18 protein-coding genes and 1 pseudogene are annotated in these 20,946 nt (G+C 71.4%); 7 read left to right on the top strand and 12 right to left on the bottom strand.

Features of this window, described 5'->3' with window-relative positions; all coding sequences use genetic code 11:
* Window positions 1–148 precede the first annotated feature (148 nt).
* Window positions 149–706, bottom strand: a pseudogene (locus ACFY9V_RS03540) (isocitrate lyase/phosphoenolpyruvate mutase family protein); the annotation flags it as partial.
* Between ACFY9V_RS03540 and ACFY9V_RS03535 the strand changes: the two are divergent.
* The 3 genes from ACFY9V_RS03535 to ACFY9V_RS03525 are packed head-to-tail and all read left to right on the top strand — an operon-like array spanning window position 628 to window position 3,380.
* A complete protein-coding gene (locus ACFY9V_RS03535) occupies window positions 628–1,047 on the top strand; it encodes a hypothetical protein (protein WP_391159107.1) in 420 nt (139 codons plus the stop codon). The pseudogene ACFY9V_RS03540 and the gene ACFY9V_RS03535 sit on opposite strands and share 79 nt — an antisense overlap.
* Before the next feature lie 6 nt (window positions 1,048–1,053).
* On the top strand, window positions 1,054–2,673 hold the full coding sequence (locus ACFY9V_RS03530; RefSeq protein WP_391159105.1) for a hypothetical protein: 1,620 nt from the start codon (window positions 1,054–1,056) through the stop codon (window positions 2,671–2,673).
* 5 nt (window positions 2,674–2,678) lie between these two features.
* Complete coding sequence (locus ACFY9V_RS03525; protein WP_391159104.1) at window positions 2,679–3,380, top strand: TIR domain-containing protein; 702 nt, start codon at window positions 2,679–2,681, stop codon at window positions 3,378–3,380.
* 110 nt (window positions 3,381–3,490) lie between these two features.
* On the opposite strand, the gene ACFY9V_RS03520 is transcribed toward ACFY9V_RS03525, so the two are convergent.
* On the bottom strand, window positions 3,491–4,321 hold the full coding sequence (locus ACFY9V_RS03520; RefSeq protein WP_391159102.1) for a macro domain-containing protein: 831 nt from the start codon (window positions 4,319–4,321) through the stop codon (window positions 3,491–3,493).
* Window positions 4,322–4,655: 334 nt separating this feature from the next.
* Here ACFY9V_RS03520 and ACFY9V_RS03515 point away from each other — a divergent pair, with 334 nt between their 5' ends.
* Complete coding sequence (locus ACFY9V_RS03515; RefSeq protein WP_391159100.1) at window positions 4,656–6,122, top strand: macro domain-containing protein; 1,467 nt, start codon at window positions 4,656–4,658, stop codon at window positions 6,120–6,122.
* A 359-nt stretch (window positions 6,123–6,481) separates the two neighbouring features.
* Here ACFY9V_RS03515 and ACFY9V_RS03510 read toward each other — a convergent pair whose 3' ends face one another.
* The 3 genes from ACFY9V_RS03510 to ACFY9V_RS03500 are packed head-to-tail and all read right to left on the bottom strand — an operon-like array spanning window position 6,482 to window position 8,308.
* Window positions 6,482–6,862 (bottom strand): roadblock/LC7 domain-containing protein, encoded by a 381-nt coding sequence (locus tag ACFY9V_RS03510; RefSeq protein WP_355336469.1) that lies wholly within the window; start codon window positions 6,860–6,862, stop codon window positions 6,482–6,484.
* A gap of 37 nt (window positions 6,863–6,899) precedes the next feature.
* Window positions 6,900–7,976 (bottom strand): hypothetical protein, encoded by a 1,077-nt coding sequence (locus ACFY9V_RS03505; RefSeq protein ID WP_391159097.1) that lies wholly within the window; start codon window positions 7,974–7,976, stop codon window positions 6,900–6,902.
* 47 nt (window positions 7,977–8,023) lie between these two features.
* Complete coding sequence (locus ACFY9V_RS03500; RefSeq protein ID WP_391159095.1) at window positions 8,024–8,308, bottom strand: hypothetical protein; 285 nt, start codon at window positions 8,306–8,308, stop codon at window positions 8,024–8,026.
* Window positions 8,309–8,567: 259 nt separating this feature from the next.
* Between ACFY9V_RS03500 and ACFY9V_RS03495 the strand changes: the two genes are divergently transcribed.
* A complete protein-coding gene (locus ACFY9V_RS03495; protein WP_355336472.1) occupies window positions 8,568–8,933 on the top strand; it encodes a hypothetical protein in 366 nt (121 codons plus the stop codon).
* Window positions 8,934–9,470: 537 nt separating this feature from the next.
* On the opposite strand, the gene ACFY9V_RS03490 is transcribed toward ACFY9V_RS03495, so the two are convergent.
* From ACFY9V_RS03490 to ACFY9V_RS03465, 6 genes are all read right to left on the bottom strand, one after another.
* Window positions 9,471–12,698: a family 78 glycoside hydrolase catalytic domain gene (locus tag ACFY9V_RS03490; protein ID WP_391159093.1), complete on the bottom strand. Its 3,228-nt coding sequence runs from the start codon at window positions 12,696–12,698 to the stop codon at window positions 9,471–9,473.
* Window positions 12,699–12,945: 247 nt separating this feature from the next.
* A complete protein-coding gene (locus ACFY9V_RS03485) occupies window positions 12,946–14,094 on the bottom strand; it encodes a hypothetical protein (RefSeq protein ID WP_391159091.1) in 1,149 nt (382 codons plus the stop codon).
* A gap of 73 nt (window positions 14,095–14,167) precedes the next feature.
* Window positions 14,168–15,616 (bottom strand): oxygenase MpaB family protein, encoded by a 1,449-nt coding sequence (locus tag ACFY9V_RS03480; protein ID WP_391159576.1) that lies wholly within the window; start codon window positions 15,614–15,616, stop codon window positions 14,168–14,170.
* Window positions 15,617–16,011: 395 nt separating this feature from the next.
* Complete coding sequence (gene uppS / locus ACFY9V_RS03475) at window positions 16,012–16,734, bottom strand: polyprenyl diphosphate synthase (RefSeq protein ID WP_391043522.1); 723 nt, start codon at window positions 16,732–16,734, stop codon at window positions 16,012–16,014.
* A 443-nt stretch (window positions 16,735–17,177) separates the two neighbouring features.
* Window positions 17,178–17,687 carry a signal peptidase II gene (locus tag ACFY9V_RS03470; RefSeq protein ID WP_391159088.1) on the bottom strand — a complete coding sequence of 170 codons (510 nt, stop codon included), beginning with the start codon at window positions 17,685–17,687 and terminating at the stop codon, window positions 17,178–17,180.
* Window positions 17,688–17,850: 163 nt separating this feature from the next.
* The gene (locus ACFY9V_RS03465; protein WP_391159085.1) at window positions 17,851–18,651 is read right to left on the bottom strand and encodes a VOC family protein; all 801 of its coding nucleotides are present in this window, start codon (window positions 18,649–18,651) and stop codon (window positions 17,851–17,853) included.
* 235 nt (window positions 18,652–18,886) lie between these two features.
* Between ACFY9V_RS03465 and ACFY9V_RS03460 the strand changes: the two genes are divergently transcribed.
* The gene (locus tag ACFY9V_RS03460; RefSeq protein ID WP_391159083.1) at window positions 18,887–19,333 is read left to right on the top strand and encodes a universal stress protein; all 447 of its coding nucleotides are present in this window, start codon (window positions 18,887–18,889) and stop codon (window positions 19,331–19,333) included.
* A 680-nt stretch (window positions 19,334–20,013) separates the two neighbouring features.
* Here ACFY9V_RS03460 and ACFY9V_RS03455 read toward each other — a convergent pair.
* Entirely contained in the window at window positions 20,014–20,286 is a 273-nt protein-coding gene (locus ACFY9V_RS03455) for a helix-turn-helix transcriptional regulator (RefSeq protein WP_355336478.1), read from the bottom strand.
* 164 nt (window positions 20,287–20,450) lie between these two features.
* Between ACFY9V_RS03455 and ACFY9V_RS03450 the strand changes: the two genes are divergently transcribed.
* Window positions 20,451–20,933: a helix-turn-helix transcriptional regulator gene (locus ACFY9V_RS03450; RefSeq protein WP_355336479.1), complete on the top strand. Its 483-nt coding sequence runs from the start codon at window positions 20,451–20,453 to the stop codon at window positions 20,931–20,933.
* Window positions 20,934–20,946: the final 13 nt, after the last annotated feature.

Below are 20,946 nucleotides of genomic sequence, written 5' to 3'. Positions count from 1 at the left end.
GCCCGCTCCCGGCAGCCCTGTTGACGGCGGCGTTGAGCGCGCCGAAGTCCAGGCCGTGTGCCATCCCGAAGTACGGTCCTTCGCCGAGCAGTTCAGCGGCGGCCCGCCGGGCGGCACCGCAGGCGGCCTGGGCCAGGGCGGTGCCGACGCTGATCCGACGGACGCCGACGGCGGAGAAGTCGGCCCCTGACGGCGAGCCGGGACCGGCCATGACGTCGACGGGCAGCGGGCTGTCGCGGACGAGGGCCGCCACGGCGGGCAGGTCGACGAGGCCGGGGACGAAGATGCTGTCGGCGCCGGGCTTCGGCGTACGCAGCCCGCCGCGAGGGAGTCCTCCAGGTCGACGCCGACGCCTCCGGCCACATCCGGACACGCTGCCACGCGCCCCGGAACGGGCCGCGTCCGGGCGGAACGGCTGACGTCCAGCCGGAACGGGCGGCGTCCGGGCGGAACGGCTGGCGTCCAGCCGGAACGGGCGGCGGAAGCGGATCGGAAGCGGTCCGGTTCTGGCCGGGGAAGCGGCGGCACTGGTCGCATCTGAGGTGTCAACAGCCCTTCCGCGCAGGCGCGTACGCCAGCGTGCCGAGCGGGATCGGGCGCACACCGCACCGACCGTTGGAGTGGTCCATGAGCGACCCCGGCCTCCCGTCCCCCGACCCGAATCCGTACCCGTATCCCAGATCCGCCGACCTGCCGGTGCCGCCATCGGTGCCGCCGTCCACACCGCCGTCCGTACCCGTACCCGTACCCGTACGGGCCTCCGAACCGGTCTCCGTACCGGCGCAGTTCCCCCCGTACGTGTCCGCGCCCGGTCCGACGCCGTACCGGCACGTGGGCCTGATACCGAGCGCCGGGCCCGCGCGCGGGTGGGGGCTGGTCGTCGCCGCCGCGCCCCTGCTGCTGATCGCGCTGATCGCCCTCGTCGCCGGCTCGGCGCTGCACCCGACGAGCGGCCTCACCTCCGGGGCGCGCACCGGCCTCAGCTCCGCCCACGGCGCGCCCGCACACCGCGCCGCCGCCGACGACCTGTTGAGAGCGGAGCGCTGAGCCGCCATGACCGTCACCCGGACCGTGCTCCCGCACACCGCCGAGCCCCCGCAGGCGCCGCCGGTGTCCCGCGCGTACGCCCGTACGAAGGCGACCCGTCTGCTGTCGGCGGGCACGTACCTCGACCCCGTCTACCGCGGCACCGTCATCAGGGAGTTGCTGCGCAACCGCTTCCGCGTGGTCGCGCCGTCCTACGGCTACGACAACGTGTCCGTCCTCGCGCACGCCCTCGCCGCCCGCCGACTGCGGCGTCTGCAACGGTGGTTGGGCGCCGGATCGGTCGTCGCCGCGCTGATCCTGACCGCGAGCGGCGCGGTCAATCCCGTCATCGCCGTCCTGCTGGTGTTCTGGGCGCTGTGGGCGCTGGCGTACCTGCGCCGGATCGTGACCCTGAACATCCTGATGACGCGGCTGAAGGAGACCGGCACCGACGGCGGTTTCGACGGGGCGTACCCGGCGAACGCGCGCCTGACCGAGACCCTGATCCGCAAGATCGACCGGGAGCAGTCCGCCAGCGACAGCCTGGTCTTCTACGGCGGCTTCCGGCCGTTCGTCGGCGCGGGCGAACCGCTGCGCGACTGGGCGAACGCCCAACTCCTCATCGGCGCGCGGAAGCTGCGCCTGAAGTCGAGGGACCACGAGGGGAAGCGGGACGTCGAGGGGACGGCGCCGGGTCTCGACACCGACGAGCGCAAGCCGCTCCTGCCGTTCACCGTGGACAAGATCACCGCATACGTCGGCGAGCGGATGGCCGCCGAACTGCGCGACGGCGCGAAGCCGGGCGAGCGCATCGAGGGCCTGGCCGTCGAGCGGCGCCGCTTCACCACGGCGATCCGGACCAACGACCGCACCAGCGGCGAGGGTTGGTCCCGGCTCCCGGGCATCGGCGATCTGCCGGACCTGCACTGGCGCGAGGACTACGACTCGGCGCGCGAGTACCTGTGCGTGCGGATCGGCTCGTGGAACGAGGAGTTGGTGACCTCGATCTTCGTCGGCTTCGACCTCAAGGGGAACACGCTCCACACCGAGTTCTACCCGTACGTCCTCGGGCCGCTCGTGGAGGACTTCCACCTGGTCGACCGGCTGCCGGACGCCTTCGACGGGCGGCTGGCGGTGCGGGTGGCCTGGGACATGGTCAAGGCGACGCCGCGCTGGGGGTTCAGCCTGCTGCTCTCGCCGCTGCGGCTGCTGCCCGAGCGCTTCCTGCCGTCGCCGCTGCGCTCCCTGGTCCGGCCCGGCCGCCGCGGCCCCAGTTCCATCCGGATCGGCACGAGCGTGACCTCGGTCGACAGCAGCGAATTCCGCCTGGGGCGTTACGTGACCAAGTCGGTCAACTGCGGCGCGCTGACCAGCGTGCGCGAGTTGGCGACGAACGACTACTACCACGCCTTCTTCCAGAAGTCCGACGCCGTGAAGTACACGCAGATCGTCGAGCGCCGTCTGCTGGAAATCATCCGGACGTTCCTGAACGACCACAATGTGGATCTCACCGACCACGACAGGGCGCAGAACAACATCCTCAACTACGAGGACAAGCGCATGCACGTCTCCGGCGACAACAACAGGAATTTCGGCTACGAGTACGCGCCGGGCAACGGCGGAACCGCGAACGGCCAAGGGGATTGAGCGGCATGGGCGACGAAATGGATCACCAGGACAAGCGCATGACCGTTTCCGGTTCCGGAAATGAGCACTTCGGGTACGAATACCGTCCCGTTCTGGCCGCCGCGCAGAAGCCGGCCGCCACCGGGACCGCACGGCCGGACTCCCCGGCGCCGACGCCGTACGACGGCCTCCGCAGCCGCAACGTCTTCGTCGTGCACGGCCGGGACGAACAGGCGCGGCTCGCGATGTTCGGCCTGCTGCGGCGGCTCGACCTGCGCCCGCTGGAGTGGGAGGAGTTGGTGCGGGCGACCGGCAAGACCTCGCCCTACATCGGTGAGGTGATCGCGAACGCGCCGTCGCTCGCGCAGGCCGCGCTCGTGCTGCTCACCCCGGACGACACCGCCAAGCTGCACCCCGAACTCCTCGGTGACTACGAGCGGGTGGACGAGGTGCAGTACACCGGGCAGCCCCGGCAGAATGTGCTGATCGAGCTGGGCATGGTGCTGATGGCGTACCGCGCGCGCACGGTCATCGTCGAGGTGGGCCGGCTGCGGCACGCCACCGACATCGAGGGCCTCAACGTGATCCGCTTCGACGGTTCGCAGTCGTCGCTGGAGAAGGTCGTCGCCCGGCTGAAGGTGGCCGAGTGCCCGGTGGACGACAGCCGCTCCGACTGGCGCGACACGTCGTACTTCGAGAATCTGTCGGCCTATCGGCGGCTCGCCTGACCCGCGGCCCGCCGGACACGCACCGCATCACCTCGCAGGACGGAGCAGGGGGCGGCCGGAGACCGGCCGCCCCTTCTCGTACGGTCCGCACGCGCCATCCGGCGTCCGCCTTACGCGCGGTCGACGCCCGACGCCAACGTCCGCAGAAAAGCGGCCACTTCCGGCATGTTGACGCGCTCCAAGTCCGCGGACCGGACCACCACCCGCAGCTCACGGCAGACCGCGCCCTCGCGGGACCTTGCGATGAACGACATCAGGATCAGCCGCAACAGGCTGTCCTGGTCAAGGTAGTCGAGACGGGACAGCCCCGAACCGACCAGCGGCATCGCCACCGCCTCCGGGCGCGCGTACCGGCTCACTGTGTCCCAGAGCCGGTTGAGGCTAAACCAGAGGTCCTCCACGCTGGACGCGGCCACGTAGTCGTTGCCGATACGGCTGTACGCCGCCGCGAACGTCAGCCGCGGGCGGGTGCCGAGGACCGCCACCGTGCCGATCGGGTAGCGGTCCAGCTTGCCCAGCGGCTTGCGCGCCCGGTCCTCGCGCGCGACGGGCGTCACCGCGCCGAGGGCCGCGTCCAACTCGGCGTCCAGGCGCGGGAGGTCGCCGTCGTAGCGGCGGGCGAGCAACTGCCCCTGGACGCTCGCCTCGTTGATGACCAGGCCGCCCTCGGGGGCGGTGTCGAAGGTGTCGGTGAAGCCGATCACGAGGTGCGCGGCCTGCTCGAACAGGTCGCCCTCCTCGACCACCACCGTCATGTCGGGGCGCCGGAACTCCTGCCGCACGCGCGTGACCGGCCGGGCCCTGCCGATGCCCCACAGCACGCAGGCCGCCACCGATGCCGCGGTCACCGGGGCCGGATCGGGAAAGCTCTGGGGAAAGAGCTGCCCCACGAACTGGAGGACCGCGGATATTCCGCCGAATGCCGCAATGGCATTGCGCACGAAGATCTGCCGGGCGCGCCGCGCCACACGCAACCGTAAGCGAGCGCGGAGCCGAGTCCGTAACACGGAACGCGACGGAGAACGCGACGGAGAACGCGGCGGGGGAAGCGACGGGGGAAGCGACGGGGAACGCGGCCCGGTAGGCGATCCGCGCCGTAACCGCACGCGTAACCGCGCGCGCACGCGCATCCTGCGCCGCACCCCTGTCGGCGGGCGGGCCGGAACCGGGCCTGTGGGATCAGCGGAACTCATGGTTTTTCCTAGGCGGCTTGATAATCTGGCATTCGCCTCCGGGGGTTTGCGTCGAGGGAGGCGGAAACGGGTGGGGAAAGCAATGACGCACGTTCGGATAAATGTGCTGGGGCCCGTACTGCTCGAAGTCGACGGTCTTCCGGTACGGCTGACACCGCTCACGACCCGGCTGCTGGTCCGGCTGGTGGCCGCCGAGGGCGAGGCCGTTCCCGTACGTCAACTGCGCCGCGACGTCTGGGGGCTGGCCGACGAGCCGCGGCATCAGGCCCAGCGCAATCGCAACGAGGTGCAAAAGCGTGTCCTGGAGTTGCGGCGCGCCCTCGACCCGGGTCAGGACGGCACGGCCGCCCGGCTGCTGCGGACCGAGCAGCAGGTCACCGTGGGCGGGGCGGAGACCGCGTACCGACTGGTGCCGCGCGCGGAGGAGTTGGACAGCGCCCGGTTCACGGCGGTCGTCGGCGAGGCGCTGCTCGCGCCGCCCGCGACCGCGGCCCACCGGCTGGCCGAGGCGCTGGGCATGGTGCGCGGACGGCCGCTTGCCGAGGTCAACGGGGAGGCGTTCGCCGTCGACTTCGTCCGGCGGCTCACCGCGCTCCAGGACTCCGCCCGGCGCGGTCTGGTCCGCTCCCGCACCGAACTCGGCCGCCCCGATCTCGCCCTGCCGGTGGCCGAGTTGATCGCCCGCGAGCATCCCGGCGACCGGGACGCGGCCCGCACGCTCGAAGCCCTGCGGGCCGCCCTGCGCGCGCGGCACGGCGCCGAACTGCTGCGCCACGCGGTGCCGTTGCCCGGCCGACAAGTGGACGTCGTGCTCGTGCAGGGCGACCTGTTCGACCAGACGGACGCCAATCTGGTGGTCGGCTTCACCGACACCTTCGACACCGCGACCGACGAGGACGTCGTCATCAGCCGCGGCAGCGTCCAGGGCCAGCTCGTGGACCGGCTCTTCGCCGGCCAGCGCCGCCTGCTGGACGAGAAGCTGCGGGCCGGGCTGCGCGCGGTGCCCGCCGTCGGGACGGAGAGCAGCCGCGCCAAACCGCGCGGCCGGCGCGTGCGCTACCCGGTGGGCACGACCGTCGCCGTACCGGTGGACGGACGTCGGGTCTTCGCGACGGCGTATTCGCGGATCGGCAACGACCTCGTCGCGCACTCCGGCCACGACGACCTGCGGGCCAGCCTGGACAGCCTCTGGGCGTCGGTGGCCGTGCACGGCCTGTTCAAGCCGCTGGCCGTCCCGCTCATCGGCTCCGGACTCGCGCGCGTCACCGACCTCGACCGCGGTCAGCTCGCGGCCCTGATCGTCGACTCGTTCATCGGCGCGTGCCGTCGATACGCGGCGCTGACACCGGAGTTGCGGATCGTCATCAGGCCCGAGGACCTGGGCAGGACTGATCTGTCGCCGGTGGAGCGGCGGTTCGAGGAGCGGTACGGGGAGGCGGTGGCGGAGCCGGGTGGGCGGCCGGTGGTGGAGAGGGTCGCGGAGGGGGCTGTCGCGGGGCGCGCGGAGAAGATCGCGGAGCCCTTCGCGGGGGCGGACCTGGCCGAGTGACGGCGGGTGCGTGGTCGTCGCCGCGACCGTAGCCGTAGCCGTAGCCGTAGCCGTAGCCGTAGCCGCGACCGTACGCGTCCCCGAGCCCGTACCGTACGACCGGCTGTACCCGCCCATCTGCCCGTCCCCGTCCCGCCCGAGGCGTCGGCCCGGCCGGCCGCGCACACCTCAGTCGACCGCGGCGGGCGCTTCCGCGGGTACCCGCCGGGCGCTTCCGCCCCGCTTCCGATGCGGGGCGATGTCGGGGCCGCGTCCGTGTCGGTGTCGGTGTCAGGGCCGCGTCGGTGTCCGGACCGTGTCGGGCGGTGTCGGGCCGTGTCGGGCGGTGTCGGGCCGGGATGTCGTCCGGGCCGAAGGCGTCAGGCGGCGCTGAGGAGGGAGACGAGGTGGTCGACCGTCGCCGGGGACTCGCGGTGGAGGCCCGGCAGGTCGAGTCCCTCGTCGGCGAGGATCACCAACAGGGCGTGCTCGCCTACGGACAGGACGACGATGTAACCGCCGTTGCAGCGGACGACGACGTCGCGCAGCCCGCCGAGACCGACCTCCGCCGCCGTGCGGCGGCCGACGCCGAGGCTCGCGGCGGCGAGCGCCGCCACCGACTCGGGCTGCACGGTCGCGGTGTCGGCGGCCACGAGCAGCCCGTCCGAGGTGGAGATCACCGTTTCGTTGACGCCCATCACGCGTTCACGCAGGGACTTGAGCGAAGCGACGAGCGCTTCGTAAGGGGCGGCACTGGTCATGGTGCACTCTCCTCGGGCAGGCCGGTCGCTGTCCCGCTCACGGCAACAGGTTGTTCTGTGACGGGTGGTTCGGTGACGAGTGATGGGGGTGACCGGGCGGCTTGCGCTCCGACGGCGTTCGTGTGGACGGCAGTTGGCCGCCGGGCTGGCGGCGCGGAAGCGGCCTGTCGTCGGCGCCTGGCGGCGGCGGTGACTGCCGGTCGGCGGCCCGCGCGGTCAGCAGCGGGCGCGGCGCGAGCGGGTCGTCGTCGCGCGCGGCGGCCCTGCGGGTCGCGATCCTGGCCAGGTCGAGCATCACCGGGTACACCCCGCGCCCCAGCGCGAACGCGAGATCACGCGGTGTGCGGCGGCCGTTGGCGGCGAGCAGCAGCGTACGGCCGCGCTCGCCGATACGGTCCGCGTCGGACCTGGCCTCCGCGCGGACCGCACCGCGCGCGAACTCCCCTACGGACGGCAGCATTTCGCGCAGCGTCCGCAGCCGCAGCGCCGTCTCCTCAGTCAGGCGGGCGGGTTCCTGGCCGGGCCAGGCGGCCAGTTCGGGGCCGCGTGCGGGACCGTGTCCTGGGCCGCGTTCCGGGTCGGTGCGCCAGCCGGTCACCGGTTGCAGGGCCATCGCGAAGGCGCCGTCGAAGAGCGCGGCGGTGCAGACGACGAACAGCTCCGCCGCCGTCACCGATCCGCGCGCGGTCAACACCGCGCCCAGTTCGCCGTTTTCGGGGAGCGCGGCCAGCGCGGCCTCCCACTCCCGCTCGTCGATCCGCCCGGACTTCAGCAGCAGCGACCGGGCGGAGGGGGCGGCGGGTGTCTCGACGGCGCCGACCAGTCCTTCGCGGAGGAAGAGGGTGCCGCCGGGGCCGCCTTCGACGGTGACGGCTCCGGTGAAGCGCTCCTGGCGGAGCTGGGCGAGGAGAGCGGGGACGTTCCGGGGCACGCGCAGCTCGGGGTCGGAGTCGGAGTCGGAGTCGGGCGAGGGATCGGGCTCGGACACGGACTCGGGCTCGGCGTCGGGGTGGTCGATGGCCGGGGTGTCGGAGCGCGCGGGGGCCGGGGCGTCGGACGGAATCTCCCGCTCGGACGCTGCCCAGGGCTCGGACTTGGGCTCGGACACGGACACGGACTCAGGCTCGGACACGTCGTCGGGCTCGGTCCCGCTGTCAGCCGTCATGCGAACAGGCCCTCGGCGGCCGTGGCGATGTGCCGGGCGGCCAGCGCCAGATTGGTGTTGGCGCGGTCGAGCACCGTGGAGATCAGCACCGGGTCGCCCTGCCGGGCCACGACCCGCACGACGTGGTACGTCCGCCGCCCGGTCACCACCACGCTCTCCAACTCGCCCTCCGCTCCCGCCTCGTGCAGCCCGTCCTCGATGAGGCTCAGCAGACGGCAGACTTCAGGTCCGTTTCCGGCCACCGCGCAGTCCCCGCTCTCGGCGTATGTGAGACCGGTCACCGCGTCGACCAGGGCCGCACCGGACGTCCCGGACGCACCCGAGGTCCCAGCAGTCCCTGACGTCCCGGCAGCGGAAAGGACTTCGCCGAGTACCGACTCCAGCGCGTCCACAGGCACCCCTTCACTTTCGAACACCTGGCAGAGTACTTTAACGCCGAACTCTTTCACCTGTGATCGCGCATAGCTGTTTTCCGCTCACGCCGATCCTCGCCCGTACGGTCCGCGACACCCATGGACCTGCACAACCAAGGGAATTCCCGTGAACATTGAGTCGGCACTCAAAGAAGCGATGTCCGTCGAAGGCGCCATCGGGGTCGCGCTCGTCGACTACGAGAGCGGCATGGCGCTCGGCACGCTCGGCGGCGGCCGGGGCCTGGACCTGGAGGTGGCGGCGGCGGGCAACACCGAGGTCGTACGCGCCAAGGTCCGCACGCTGTCGATGCTCGCCATCGACGACACGATCGAGGACATCCTGATCACGCTGGGCACCCAGTACCACCTGATCCGCCTGCTCGGCAGCAGCACCGGCTCGCTCTTCCTCTACCTCGCGCTCGACCGGAGCCGGGCCAACCTCGCCCTGGCGCGGCACGTGCTCAAGCAGGTCGAGAACGGCCTGGAGGTCTGAGCCCCACCGGCTCCACCCGCTCCATCCGTTCCACCTGCTCCATCCGCTCCATCCGCTCCATCCGCCGCGTCGGGTCCAACGGCACCGCCGGGTCCACCGGCACCCCCGGCACCCCCGGCTCCACCGGCCCTGCCGGACGGAATATGCGGTCGGAATTTGCCCGTCGGTGAATTTCTGCCCGCCGAATTCCCTTTCCCCTCAGCCCGGCCCCAACGGGCCCCAACCGGCCTCAGCCAAAACATCCACCCCGCCCGTCACACGGTCGACAGATTCCGCGGGACGGTGTTTTGGCATGCGCCATGCCGCATACACATGTAGGGCGGCGCCCCGCCACGCACGGGAAATCCATTTCTCCCGCCCCCGGCCCTGGCCCCACTTTCCCCACGGGAACCACCTCGCGCGGCCCCCTCACCGGCCCCTGCCGCCGTGGCCGGATATCGCCGCCTCGGCGGCAAGCCGGTGCCGCCGGGCCGCTCCGCCGTCGCGCCGCCCCGCCGTCGCGCCGCCCCGCCGTCGCGCCGCCCCGCCGCTCCGCCGTCAGCCGGCGACGCGGAAGACGTAGTCGCCGGACCCGACCTCGTAGGCGGCGTAGCCGTCCTTCAGGCCGGTGAACCGGGCGTCGGAGGGGGCGTGGACGGCGGCGCGGGTGCGGGCCGGGACCAGGATCTGGGCCGAGGCGCCCACGGGGACGGTCGCGCGGAGCGTGAAGCGGCCGTGGCCGAAGGTCCAGGAGGAGGCCACGCGGCCGAGCGGGGACTCGATGTGGGCGGAGGCTTCGGTGAGGTCGCCGACCGGGTGGGGCCGGATCGTGATCCGGGTGTAGCCGGGCGCGGCGGGCTCGATGCCCGCGACGCGCTGGTAGAGCCAGTCGTCGACCGTGCCGAGGAAGGCGTGGTCGTGGGAGCGTGACGTGTCCTGCCACTCCTCCCACATGGTCGTGGCGCCGAGGCCCTGGAACCAGTAACCCCAGCCGGGGTAGGTGGGGTTGGTGGCGACGTCGTAGGCGAGGTCGCCGTTGCCGGTGTCGGTGAGGACGGGGAGGATCAACTTGGTGCCGAGCGCACCGGTGTTGAGGTGGCGGCCACGGGTCCTGATGCCGTTCGTGAGGTTGGCGACGACGGCCGCGCGCTCGGACGCGGGGACGATGCCGAGGCTGAGCGGCAGCAGGTTGGACGTCTGCCGGTAGCCCGCGTCCTTGTTGTCGTAGTACGCCTTCGCCTTGGCGTCGTAGAAGTTCGCGTTGATGGCGTTCGCCGTCGTCGTCGCGAAGGCGTCGAAGTGCGCGGCGTCGGCGCCGTGTCCGAGGGCGCGGGCGATCCTGGCCATCATGGTGGCCGTCTGGTGGATGTACGCGGTGCCCGAGAGCCGGGTGCCCTCCGGTGGGAACGCGGCGCCGGGCGCGACCCAGTCGCCGTAGCTGAAACCGGTGTAGACGTTGCCCGTCTTCGCGATGGTCTGCTCGTAGTGGTCGAGCCACAGCTTCATCGCGGCGTAGTTGTCCGCCAGCGGCCGGATGTCGCCGTAGTACCAGTACAGATCCCAGTTGATCAGCACGAAACTCGCCGACCAGACCGGGTCGTTCACGCCCTTGGCGCCGACGGTGCCAGGCACGGTGTGGCCGAGCGTGCCGTCCGCGTTCTGGTCGTCGCGGTGGGCGCGCATCCAGTTCTCGTAGAAGTTCTCCATGTCGAAGTTGGCGATGGCGGAGTCGGCGGTGAGGTGCGCGTCCGCGTCGTACGGCCGCTTCTCGTACATCGGGGTGTCGGTCGGGATCGAGTGCAGGTTGTTCAGCGTCGTGTTCGCCTGGGCGTCCTGGAAGCGGTTGAGCAGGTCGCTCGAACTGCTGAAGTCGCCGGTGGCGGTGACCGCCGTGTGCACCCGCTCGCCCTTGACGGAGGTGACGGTGACGCCCGCGGGCGCGGCGACCTGTACGTAGCGGAAGCCGTCGTAGCTGTAGCTGGGGCGGTAACTCTCGCCGCCCGGAGCGCCCTTGAGCGTGTACGTGTACGTCTGGAGCCCGGCGTTGTCGACCGTGCCGTCGGCGAGCAGCTTCTCGCCGTACGTGATCGTGACGACGGAGCCGGCGGGGCCGCGCAGCGCGGTGTCCGCCCAACCCGCCGTGGGCGAGGCGAAGTCGTACACCTTGACGGTGCTCGTCGCGTCGCTCCTGGGCGTGGTGACCTGCTTGACCGGGAGGGTGCCGGTCACCTTGATCGGCGGGAACGCCTGCGCGCGGAGGGTGCCGCCCGGGGCGGTGACGGGGAGCGCGGGCTTCCAGGCGGTGGCGTCGAACCCCGGCTTGTTCCAGCCGGGTTGTTCGAGCCGCGCGTCGTACGTCTCGCCGTACAGGACGGATTCGGTGCGCGTCGGGCCGTCGGCGGCCTGCCAACTGCCGTCGCTGGTCACCTGTTGGGTGCTGCCGTCGGTGTAGGTGATGTCGAGTTCGAGCTTCAGCTTCGGCTCGCTGTGCCAGGGCGAGGCGTTCCACTCGTCGGGGTTCGTCATCGCGTAGTACCCGCGGCCGAGGCTCACGCCGAGCGTGTTGCCGCCGCTGCGCAGGGACTTGGTGACGTCATACGTCGCGTACAGCACCGTCTTGTCGTAGACGGTGAAGGCCGGGTCGAGTTCGTGGTCGCCGACGCGCTGTCCGTTGAGGTAGAGCTTGTAGTAGCCGAGCCCGGCGACGTAGGCGCGGGCGGACGCGACCTTCTTGGGGCGCTGGGCCTTGCCCTTCGCGCCGCCGGTGGTGAAGTCCTTGCGCAGCAGCGGCTCGGGCGGGCTCGGGACGCTGACCGAGCTGTACCAGGGCGCGTCGCCGTAATGCGCGGCTTCGAGGGCGGCGGGCCAGGCCGCGTCGTCGAAGTCCGGCTGCTGCCAGCCGGTCGGCGCGGTGTCGCTCGCCTTCCAGGCGGCGTCGGTGACGAGGTCGGGCGGGACGCCCGCCGAGCCGTCGATGTGCAGCGTGCCGATCACCCCGGCCGGGCCGGGGAAGGTGTTGACGGCCTGGACCGCGATGACGTTACGGCCGGGCCGCAGGTCGGCCGCGATGTCCGTGACGGTGGCCGTGCTCCAGGAGTTGCTGACCTGCGGCGAGCGCGCGATCTCCTTGCCGTTGACGTAGAGGACGAAGCTGTCGTCGGCCGTCAGCTCGAACGGGGCCGCCGTGACGGCGGCGTTGGCGGGGAGGTCGACGGTGCGGCGGAAGTACCGCGTGGCCGCGGGCGCCGAATCGGCCGGTTTGCCCTCCGGGTACCAGATCCAGTCCGCGCCGGTGAGCGTCGTGGTCGCCGGTTTCGTCGGCGAGCCGATCCAACCACCCTTGAACTGGTACGGATCGAGGAACGCCGTCTCGAACGAGGCCGGTTGGCTCCACCGCGACACCTTGTGCGCGCCGTCCCAGACCCGCACGCGCCAGAAGTACCGCTTCTGCGACCGCAGTTGCCGTCCCGCGTACTCGACATCGAAGGACTGCGCCGAGCGCACCTCGCCGCTGTCCCACACATCCGCGCGGCCGTCGCGCGTGCTCGACACCGCGATCTCGTACGCCGTCTGCCTGGCGCCGTGCGCGTCGCCGCTCGCGCTCAGCGTCCACCCGAGCCGCGGCTTGGCCTCGTCCACCCCGAGCGGCTCGGTCTGATGCTCCACCGTCAACCCCCCGGCCCGCACCCCGCCGCCCCCGCCGCCGTGCCCGGCCCCACCGGCCTGCGCGGGCGCCACCCCCACGACCACCAAGCTCAGCACCGCCGTCACCGCACGCACGATCACCGGGGTCTCCTCTGCATCTCTGCTTCGGCACGATCTCCCCATGCGTCGACCCCACGCGTCGCCCACGAAAAAATCGTTTCAAGTCCGTGGCCGCGAACCTAAGCGGCCACCCACCGAAGGGTCAAGAGCCCCACCACAAAGCATCAACCCCATCCAATTGAAACGTATTTGAAATCCTGACACCCCCACCCATCCCCCCACTCCGCCCCGGGTCTACCGCGTCGACCCCGGCTGACCGGGGGGGCGGTCAGGCCGACGGCTCGTGGGCGTCCATGAGGTGTTGGATCGCGTTGATGATCGCCTCTGTCGAGGCGGGTTCGGCGGCGAGGGCAGTGAGGGGGACGGTCGGCCAGCCGGTGTAGCTCTTGGTGCGCAACGCACGCAGCTTCTCGGTGAGCGCGGGGACGGCCGAGAGCGAGTCGGCGAAGGCGGCGGACGCTTCCAGGCCCAGGTGATGGGTGACCGAGGTGAAGTTGAAGGCGAGTTCGGCCTTGCCGGTGTCGTCGAAGAGCGACACGGTCCAGATCGGTACCTGCTTACCGCCGATCGGGTAGTAGCCGGACATGCTGAGGTACCTGGCCGTGCCGCTCACCAATCGGCCGAGAGTGGCAGCGTGGTCGAGCACGGCGGTCGCGATGAGACCCGGCTCCGGGGACAGGCGGGTCCGTATCGCCGCGTCCATGTCGGCGCGGGTGGTGCGCTGCGCGGTACGGCGACCGGAGGGGGATTTGGCCGCGGTGGCGACCTCGCCGTGGATGCGCGGCACGAGGACGCGGACGTCGCCGCTGCCCCGGTACTGGGTCAACTCGACCGCGTACACGTCGGTCTGCCGCATCTGACGGTTGAGGAATTCCACGATCGCCCTCAACTCCAGGGGGATCCGGTCCGCGACGAACAGCAGACGCATCTGCCCGGCGGCCAGCCGTTCCTCGACCGTCGCCCAGAAGTCCTCCGGCGCGCGGGCACCGAGCAGTTCCCCGTACGCCTCCTCCAGCGACCGGCCGTCGGCGGCGCAGGTCTCCTCGAAGGAACGCTGAAGCAGTGCCGCGGGCCAGTAACGCGCGCCGTTGGCTGCGTAGTCCAGCATCTGGCCCACCACCTCACGCCGGATGCGCGTATCGCTCGCGCGCTTGACCTCCACCAGCGTCGGCACACCGTCCGCGTCGACGAAGAGGTGGTCCAGCCAGTACGCCGAACCACCGTCCGGGCTCGTCGGTACGGCCATCTCCCGGGCGACCAGCACCAGCCGCAGCGGCTGACCGTCCGCCAGCGAACCGAAGTCGAGCACCCTGGGATGCCGCGCGAGAAGCTCCTGGAACTCGGCTTCGCTCTCGAACCCGGCCGGTTCAAGAGCCTGGAGATCCGCACCCAGCACGAACACCGACTGATCGGTCATCCGCTCCCCCGCCCCCTCTGAGGTCGACCGGCCACGAATACCACAGTCCATGAGCCCCGGGGCCGGAACGGGGTCAGGCGTCGGCGAGGAGGGGGTCGTAGGGGGTGGAGCGGTGGCGGGCGGACATGAAGGTGAGGAAGTCGGTGATGAAGGCGGAGCGGGTGTAGGTGGAGGCGGTGGCCGGGACGGTGCGGGTGAAGGCCGTGCGGAAGAGGGCGCGGTATTCGGTGGCGTCGATGGTCTGGTTGCCGTCCTTGTCGGTGACGTCGAAGAGGACTTCGGCGACGCGGATGAGGGCGGGGCCCGCGAGGGTGGGGGCGGCGGCGGTGTATTCGGCTCTGCTGACGCGGCCGTCGCCGTCGGTGTCGAGGGCGGACTGGAGCTCGCGCCACCAGTCGGCGTAGGCGTTGTAGAGCTTGGTCTCCTGGGGCTCGTCGAGGTCGAGGCGGGAGGACAACTCACGGGCCATGGCGGCGAGATCGGGCCAGTCGAGGAAGCCGTCGCCGGTCTGGTCGAGGACTTCGCTGAAGAACTCGTCGGCGCTGCGCCGCGATCCGCCCGTGGCGGAGGCGCCGGTGGCGGTGGGGCCGTCGTCGGCGGACTCGCGCTGGGCGGGGAAGGGCGTGACGAGGCGGATGAAGGCGCCCGCCTGCTTCATGCGGTCGCGCACGGCGGTGACCGTGGCGTAGGCGGGGTCGTCGCTGTCGGAGGTGAGGGCCATCAGGTTGGTGAGGGTCTCGGTCCTGATCCAGCCCTCGGGGAGGAAGCGGGCCAGGCCGGCGGCCATGTAGGCGCCCTGCATCAGCGTCTGGGCGCCGGGGATCTCGGGCAGACCGGCCCGGCGGCGGAAGGGCTCGGGGAGGGACGCGACGGTGATCTGCCCGATGACGGGCCCGGCGAGCGCGCGGCCCGCCGCCCAGACGGTGGGCAGGCCGTCCAGCAGGGGCGGCGCGGGGAGGTGGTCGAAGAGCTTGTAGAGGATGATGCGCAGCGCCTCGGTGTTCTCCAGCTTCTCCTCGACCATGCGGTCGAAGTACTGCCAGAACTCCGGAAGTGTGGCGGGCAGTTGACCTGCCGGGTCCCCCAAGGCACCGAGGAACGCCTGGAATTCGGCGTAGAGCTGCTCCATCGTCGTCTGGTCGAGCGGCTGCCCGCTCAGCCGGCACATCGTGACCGAACTCTCGAAGAGCGTCGCGACCACCCACGCGCGGACCTCGGGGTCCATCGCGTCGTACGGACGGTGCCGGGCGTCCGCACCGTTGAGCCGCGCGTGCAGGCGGTTGAGGCGCGCCGCCTCCCGCTGCCGTACCGCGTCGTCCGCGCCGAACATCCGCTGGAGGCTCACGAGGGTGTTGCGCAGCCGCCGCCACGGGTGCGCGACGAAGGTGGAGTTGTCGGCCAGGGCCGCGCCGATCTGCGGGTGCGCCGCCTCCAGGACCGTCGCCCTGATCACCGCCAGGCCCCAGCGGGGGTCGTTGAAGAAGCGGTGGAACTGGGAGTCGGGGCCGAAGAGGGACTCGATCCGCGGGGCGGGCGCCGCCGGAGGTGGCCCTGCGGGCGGCTTGGCCGGGTCCGGTGCTACGGGGTCCGGTGCTACGGCGCCGGGTCCTACGGCGTCCGGTGCTACGGGGTCGGGTCCTACGGCGTCCGGCTTCGACGCTCTCGGCTTCACCGGCTTCACCTGCTTCACCGGTTGCACCGGTTGCACCGGCTTCGGCTTCACGGCCCGCGGCTTGACGGCCCGCGGTTCGACGACGTCCGGCTTCACGGCCCGCGGCTTCACCGCCTTCCGCTTCGCCGCGTCCGGCTTCACGGTGCCGACCGCCTCGGCCGCCCCGGTCGCCCCGGCCGCCCCGGCCGCCCGCGAACGCACGCGCTTGGAAGGCCGGTTGATGCTGCTGCTACTGCCTGTCTCCGTCACGTGCGGGACTCTCCGTTCGCGTGCGGCGGCACGCCGCCGAAGCGGCGCTTGCGTTGCTGGTACGTGTGCAGGCACTCCAGGAAGTGCGGCGCGCGGAAGTCGGGCCAGAGCACCGAGGGGAAGGTCCATTCCGCGTAAGCGACTTGCCAGAGCATGAAGTTGGAGATGCGCTGTTCACCGGAGGTCCGGATCACGAGGTCGACGTCGGGTGTGTCGGGGAAGGGCAGGTGTGCGGCGAAGTGGCTCTCGTCCACGGCGTCGGCGGACACCCCGCTGCGGATCAGGGAGCGGGCCGCCTCAACGATGTCGCCGCGTCCGCCGTGGTCGAACGCGACGGTCAGGGTCATGCGGCGGTTCGTGCGGGTGAGTGTCATCAGGTCGGCGAAGTCGCGGGCCAGCGGAGCCGGGATTCTCGGGTCGGCGACGCCGAGAAAGCGGCAGCGGATGCCGCGCGCGTGCAGGAGTGCCGCGTGTTTGCGTACGACGCGGCGCACCAGGCGCATCAGGTAGTCGACCTCGTTGCTCGGGCGGCTCCAGTTCTCGGTGGAGAACGCGTACAGGCTCAGCCACTCCACCCCGGCTCCGCGCGCCGCCTCGATGACGTCGATCACCGTCGTCTCCGCCGCGCGGTGGCCCGCCGTCCGCGGCAGCGAACGGCTCTCCGCCCAGCGGCCGTTCCCGTCCATCACACACGCGACGTGCCGCGGGGCCGGGGTCAGTGACGTGGCCCGTCGCGGCTGTCTGCCCACGCGGACTCCGGTGTCCCATACGACCGAAGTGCCGCTGTCTCGCTCCACCGTCACAGGTGCCCCCGGCCGTCACCGTCACCGCAATTGGATCAACACCTCACAGAGTCCTGGCACTTGGCCTCCGGCACATCCCGATCCGCGCATATTCACCCATGGCACGCCAGTCCGATTCCCCGCCTCCGCGACACGCGGGCGGAGGCACACCGGGGCGCGCGGAGACAGCGCCGCCTGACTCCCTGACCCCCTGCTCCCTGCTCCCTGACCAGGACATACGTGGCACGTAAAGGCGAGGCCGCGCCAAGAGGCCGCAGAAGGACGGGGCCGCGTCAAGGCGAGGCCGCACCACGTGGCCGTGGAAGGACGGGCCCGCGTCCAGCCCGGGACGCGCGTCAAGACGGCGACCCGCCAGTGGGCTACGCGCTGCCCATCGCGTCCGGCTCTCCGCCAGGAGATTTGGCGGCGCGCATCGGAACGCCGCGGAAGGCCTGGACGAGGACGAAGAGGGCGCCGGCCGTGACGCACTGGTCGGCGAGGTTGAAGATGCCGCCGTTGCCGACCTGGATGAAGTCGAGGACGGCGCCGCGGCCGAAGGCGGGGGTGCGGAAGAGCCGGTCGGCGAGGTTGCCGCCCGCGCCCGCGAAGAGGAAGCCGAGGCCGAGGGCCCAGCCGGTGGAGCGGACGGCGGGGGCGACGCGGGCGATGAAGACGAGGACGCAGAGGGCGAGGAAGGTGAAGACGAGGGTGGCGCGGGGTGCGAAGGAACCGGCCGCGCCGGAGTTGCGGATGGCGGTGAAGGTCACAGCGCCGCCGAACGCGTGGCTGGCCTCGTGCCCCTCGACCACCACCGCCGCGACGGCCTTCGTGGTCTGGTCCACTACGAGCCCGACGGCCGCGGTCGCCCACAGCAGGTACGTACGCCGCACCGCACACCTCCCGATCCCAGCCCCGTCCCCCATCGAGCGTACGTGGCCGCCCGCCGAAACCCGGGCCCGCGCCCGCGCCGACCTGCCGCCCGTACGCCCTCGGGACCGGTCCGGCCCCGCGCCCGCGCCGACCTGGCCCGGCGGACAAGCGGCGGCGAAACCCCTACGCCTGCGCCGACTCCGGCATCTCCCCCACCGTCCGCGCGGTGTCGATGACCGAGAAGTTCGCGCCCTGCGGATCGGTGACGGCGGCGAACCGGCCGTAGGGGCTGTCCATCGGGCCGAAGCGGAGGGTGGCGCCGAGGTCGACGGCCTTCTGTACGGCGGCGTCGCAGTCGCCGACCGCGAAGTAGACGTTCACGTACGCCGGTACCTCCGGCGGGAATTCGTCACCCATGGTCATGCGGCCGAGCACCGGATTCGGGCTGCCGCCGACCTTGAAGACCTTGAAGTCCACCCCGGCGTCGGTCATTTGCTGCGCGGAGTACGTGAACGCCTTCGTCAGGAAGGCGTCCGTGACGTCGGGCTCGCGCGTGAAGAACTCGGCCCAGCAGAAGGCGCCCGGCTCGCCCACCTTCGCGAAGCCCTTGTGCTGATCCGGCTGCCAGAGCCCGAAGGCCGCGCCGGTCGGCTCCTTGGCCAGCGCCATCGTGCCGAGCCGACCCACCTGCATGGGCTCCATGAGCAGTTCGCCGCCCGCCGCCTTCACCTTCTCCGCAGTCGCCGCCGCGTCCGGGGTGGCGAAGTACAGGTTCCAGGCCGACTTCCCCTCTTCTCCCGGCATCGGCGGGACCACGCCCGCGACGGCCTCCCCGTCCGAGAACGCCTGCGCGTAATCGCCGAATTCGCTCGCGCTCTCCCCGAACGTCCAGCCCAGCACGTCGGCGTAGAAACGCTTGGCCCCTTCCAGGTCCACGAACATGGCGTCCACCCAGCACGGTGCGCCTTCCGGGAAATCAGTCATGACCCGCGACTCCGTCCCAACGAATGTGACGTACGTCACTTACGTACGTCTCCACGCTAGTCAGTCCTCGCGCTCCCCGCACGGCGAGGCAACGGTGACGGGCGACGGAAAGCGGAAACGCACGAAGTGGCCATGGTCACCACCGTTCCGGGAATGCGCGCCCGGCGGCCGGAGGCTGAGGGAGTACGGAGGCCGCACCTCCCGTGAGACCCCTTCGGACAAGGAAGTTGACCCCATGTACAAGAAGATCCTCGCCGCTGTCGACGGTTCGGCCCACGGCAGTGCCGTCCTCGACGCGGTGTCGGCGCTCGCCAAGCTGACCGGCGGGACGGTGCAGATCATCCACATCCGGCCGTCGCAGGTGATCTCCGGGGGGATCACCAGCACAGTGGTGCCGGTGGAGGAGAGCGCCGAGAGCCGCAAGGTCGTGGACGACGCGCTCGCGCGGCTGCGCGCGGACGGCATCACCGCCGACGGCGAGGTGGACGAGGGCCTGACCGAGGACCTGGCCGCGATACTCGTCGAGCGCGCCGAAGCCCTCGGCAGCGACCTCATCGCCGTCGGCCCCGGCCACTACAGCGGCATCTCCGCGCTTCTGCACCCGAGCGTCAGCCGCGCCGTCGCGAAGTCCTCTCCCGTGTCGGTCCTGCTGGTCCACAGCGAGGCCGGGGCCACCGTCTGACCTGCCCCTTCCCCTTTCCGGATCGCCCCACTGCCCGCCACCCCCGGTTCCGCACCCGGCCGGGGACGGCGGGCAGCGTCGTACCCGGAGCCTTACGCGGAGCCGCGCCCGAAGCCGTACGCAGACGGGGGCGGCGCCACCGAGGACAAGCAGCAGCACCGGAGGACAGACGGCACCACCGGAGGACAAGCGGCAGCACCGGAAAATAAGTGATGGCACCGGAAGACAAGCGACGGCACCGGCAGAAACGGTCAAGCGGGGCAATTCACCGACCGCCGGACACGGAGAGTACGGCCGCGTAACCTGACCGTCAGCCGGGCGCCTGGACGCTGGTGCCCTCTCCGTACATCGCATTCGGCGGTGTCCGGAGAGAGGAGCAGTGCAGTGGCGCGTCACCGCAGGCCGAAGAGGCTGCGGACTACCGATCGATTACGCATGGGCTGGTGGCTCGTCCAGATTGCCGTCTGGATCCATCAGCACGTCAACGACCGGTAATCCGGCTGGGCGGGGGCCGTCTTCGTGGGATGCGGCGGCGGCCTCCGCGTACTCATCTCATGATGTGCCGCCCCGGCCCCGCGGGCCGCGAGTCGCACGACTTTGGCATATGCCAATCCACCCGTCGAGCGTTCCTTCACGTGCGCGCCCCGGCCTCATTCGGCCGCGGCGTGCGCCCCCCGGCCTCACTCGGCCGCGCCTTCAGGAGCGGCGGTACGGACCGCGCCCGCGTGGCGCTTGCGCTCCAGGACGACGAGCGGGCAGTTCAGCGCATCGGCGATCTTGATGAGATTGGCGGGGGTGGCACTGCGCCAGCCCGACTCGATCTCACCCATGAGCTGCTCCGAGATGCCGACCTGGTCGGCGAGCGCCCGCTTGGTCAGCCCGGACTTCTCCCGCGCCCAGGTGACGGCCTCGGGCTCCTGATGGAGCCTGCTCGGCCGGGTGCGGTGCGACATGGGCAAAAACTAGCGCGTAGTAGCGCGTAGCACAAGTATTTATCGGGAACTACGCACACCTGCGCACGTTGCGCCGCGCATATGCGCAGGCCAGACCGGCCGATACCCGCCCCTCTTCGCCGTATCGCTGGACGCATAATGCGTAGTTGTGCGAAGCTCGCCGCATGACTGAGCGCCCGGACGCGCCGCCCGAGGGGGAGCTGATCAAGGTCGCGCTCGCGGCGTCCGGCCTTTCCCAGCGGGAGGCCTCGCGGCGAGCCGGCATGAGCGACACGCGGTGGCGGCAGATCGTCAGCGGTTACCAGTCGGTCGACGGGACACCGGTCCCCGTCCGCGGCCGTGACGAGACGCTGGCCCGGATGGCGCATGTCGTCGGCGTACGCCCGGAGCAGTTCGAGGACGTCGGCCGCCCCGACGCCGCCGAGGAGCTGCGCGACCTCACGGCCCGCAAGCGCGACATCGACGCCGCCTCGGCCATCCCCTCCGGCGCGTACGACCGCCTGGAGGAGCGCTGGCACCTGGTGGAAGCCGTGCTGCGCACCGCGCGCGAGGGGCTGAGCCCGTCCGAGGACAGCAGCCTCGTCGGCCGGGTGCACGGGCTGCTGGCGCAGGACCCGGACGGTTTCACGCCCAAGGCCCCTGGCTAGCAGCCGACTTCAC

Origin of the sequence: Streptomyces sp. NPDC008317, from assembly GCF_042955955.1 — a bacterium.
GTDB lineage: Bacteria > Actinomycetota > Actinomycetes > Streptomycetales > Streptomycetaceae > Actinacidiphila.
The sequence above is the reverse complement of the archived record's forward strand: the minus strand, read 5'-3'. Positions and strand labels throughout refer to the sequence as shown.

Bases quoted from the DNA above. Each gene is read 5' to 3' on its own strand.
- ACFY9V_RS03535 (WP_391159107.1), top strand. From the start codon at position 628: ATGAGCGACCCCGGCCTCCCGTCCCCCGACCCGAATCCGTACCCGTAT.
- ACFY9V_RS03450 (WP_355336479.1), top strand. From the start codon at position 20,451: ATGACTGAGCGCCCGGACGCGCCGCCCGAGGGGGAGCTGATCAAGGTC.
- ACFY9V_RS03460 (WP_391159083.1), top strand. From the start codon at position 18,887: ATGTACAAGAAGATCCTCGCCGCTGTCGACGGTTCGGCCCACGGCAGT.
- ACFY9V_RS03530 (WP_391159105.1), top strand. From the start codon at position 1,054: ATGACCGTCACCCGGACCGTGCTCCCGCACACCGCCGAGCCCCCGCAG.
- ACFY9V_RS03525 (WP_391159104.1), top strand. From the start codon at position 2,679: ATGGGCGACGAAATGGATCACCAGGACAAGCGCATGACCGTTTCCGGT.
- ACFY9V_RS03465 (WP_391159085.1), bottom strand. From the start codon at position 18,651: ATGACTGATTTCCCGGAAGGCGCACCGTGCTGGGTGGACGCCATGTTC.
- ACFY9V_RS03515 (WP_391159100.1), top strand. From the start codon at position 4,656: ATGACGCACGTTCGGATAAATGTGCTGGGGCCCGTACTGCTCGAAGTC.
- ACFY9V_RS03510 (WP_355336469.1), bottom strand. From the start codon at position 6,862: ATGACCAGTGCCGCCCCTTACGAAGCGCTCGTCGCTTCGCTCAAGTCC.
- ACFY9V_RS03485 (WP_391159091.1), bottom strand. From the start codon at position 14,094: ATGACCGATCAGTCGGTGTTCGTGCTGGGTGCGGATCTCCAGGCTCTT.
- ACFY9V_RS03455 (WP_355336478.1), bottom strand. From the start codon at position 20,286: ATGTCGCACCGCACCCGGCCGAGCAGGCTCCATCAGGAGCCCGAGGCC.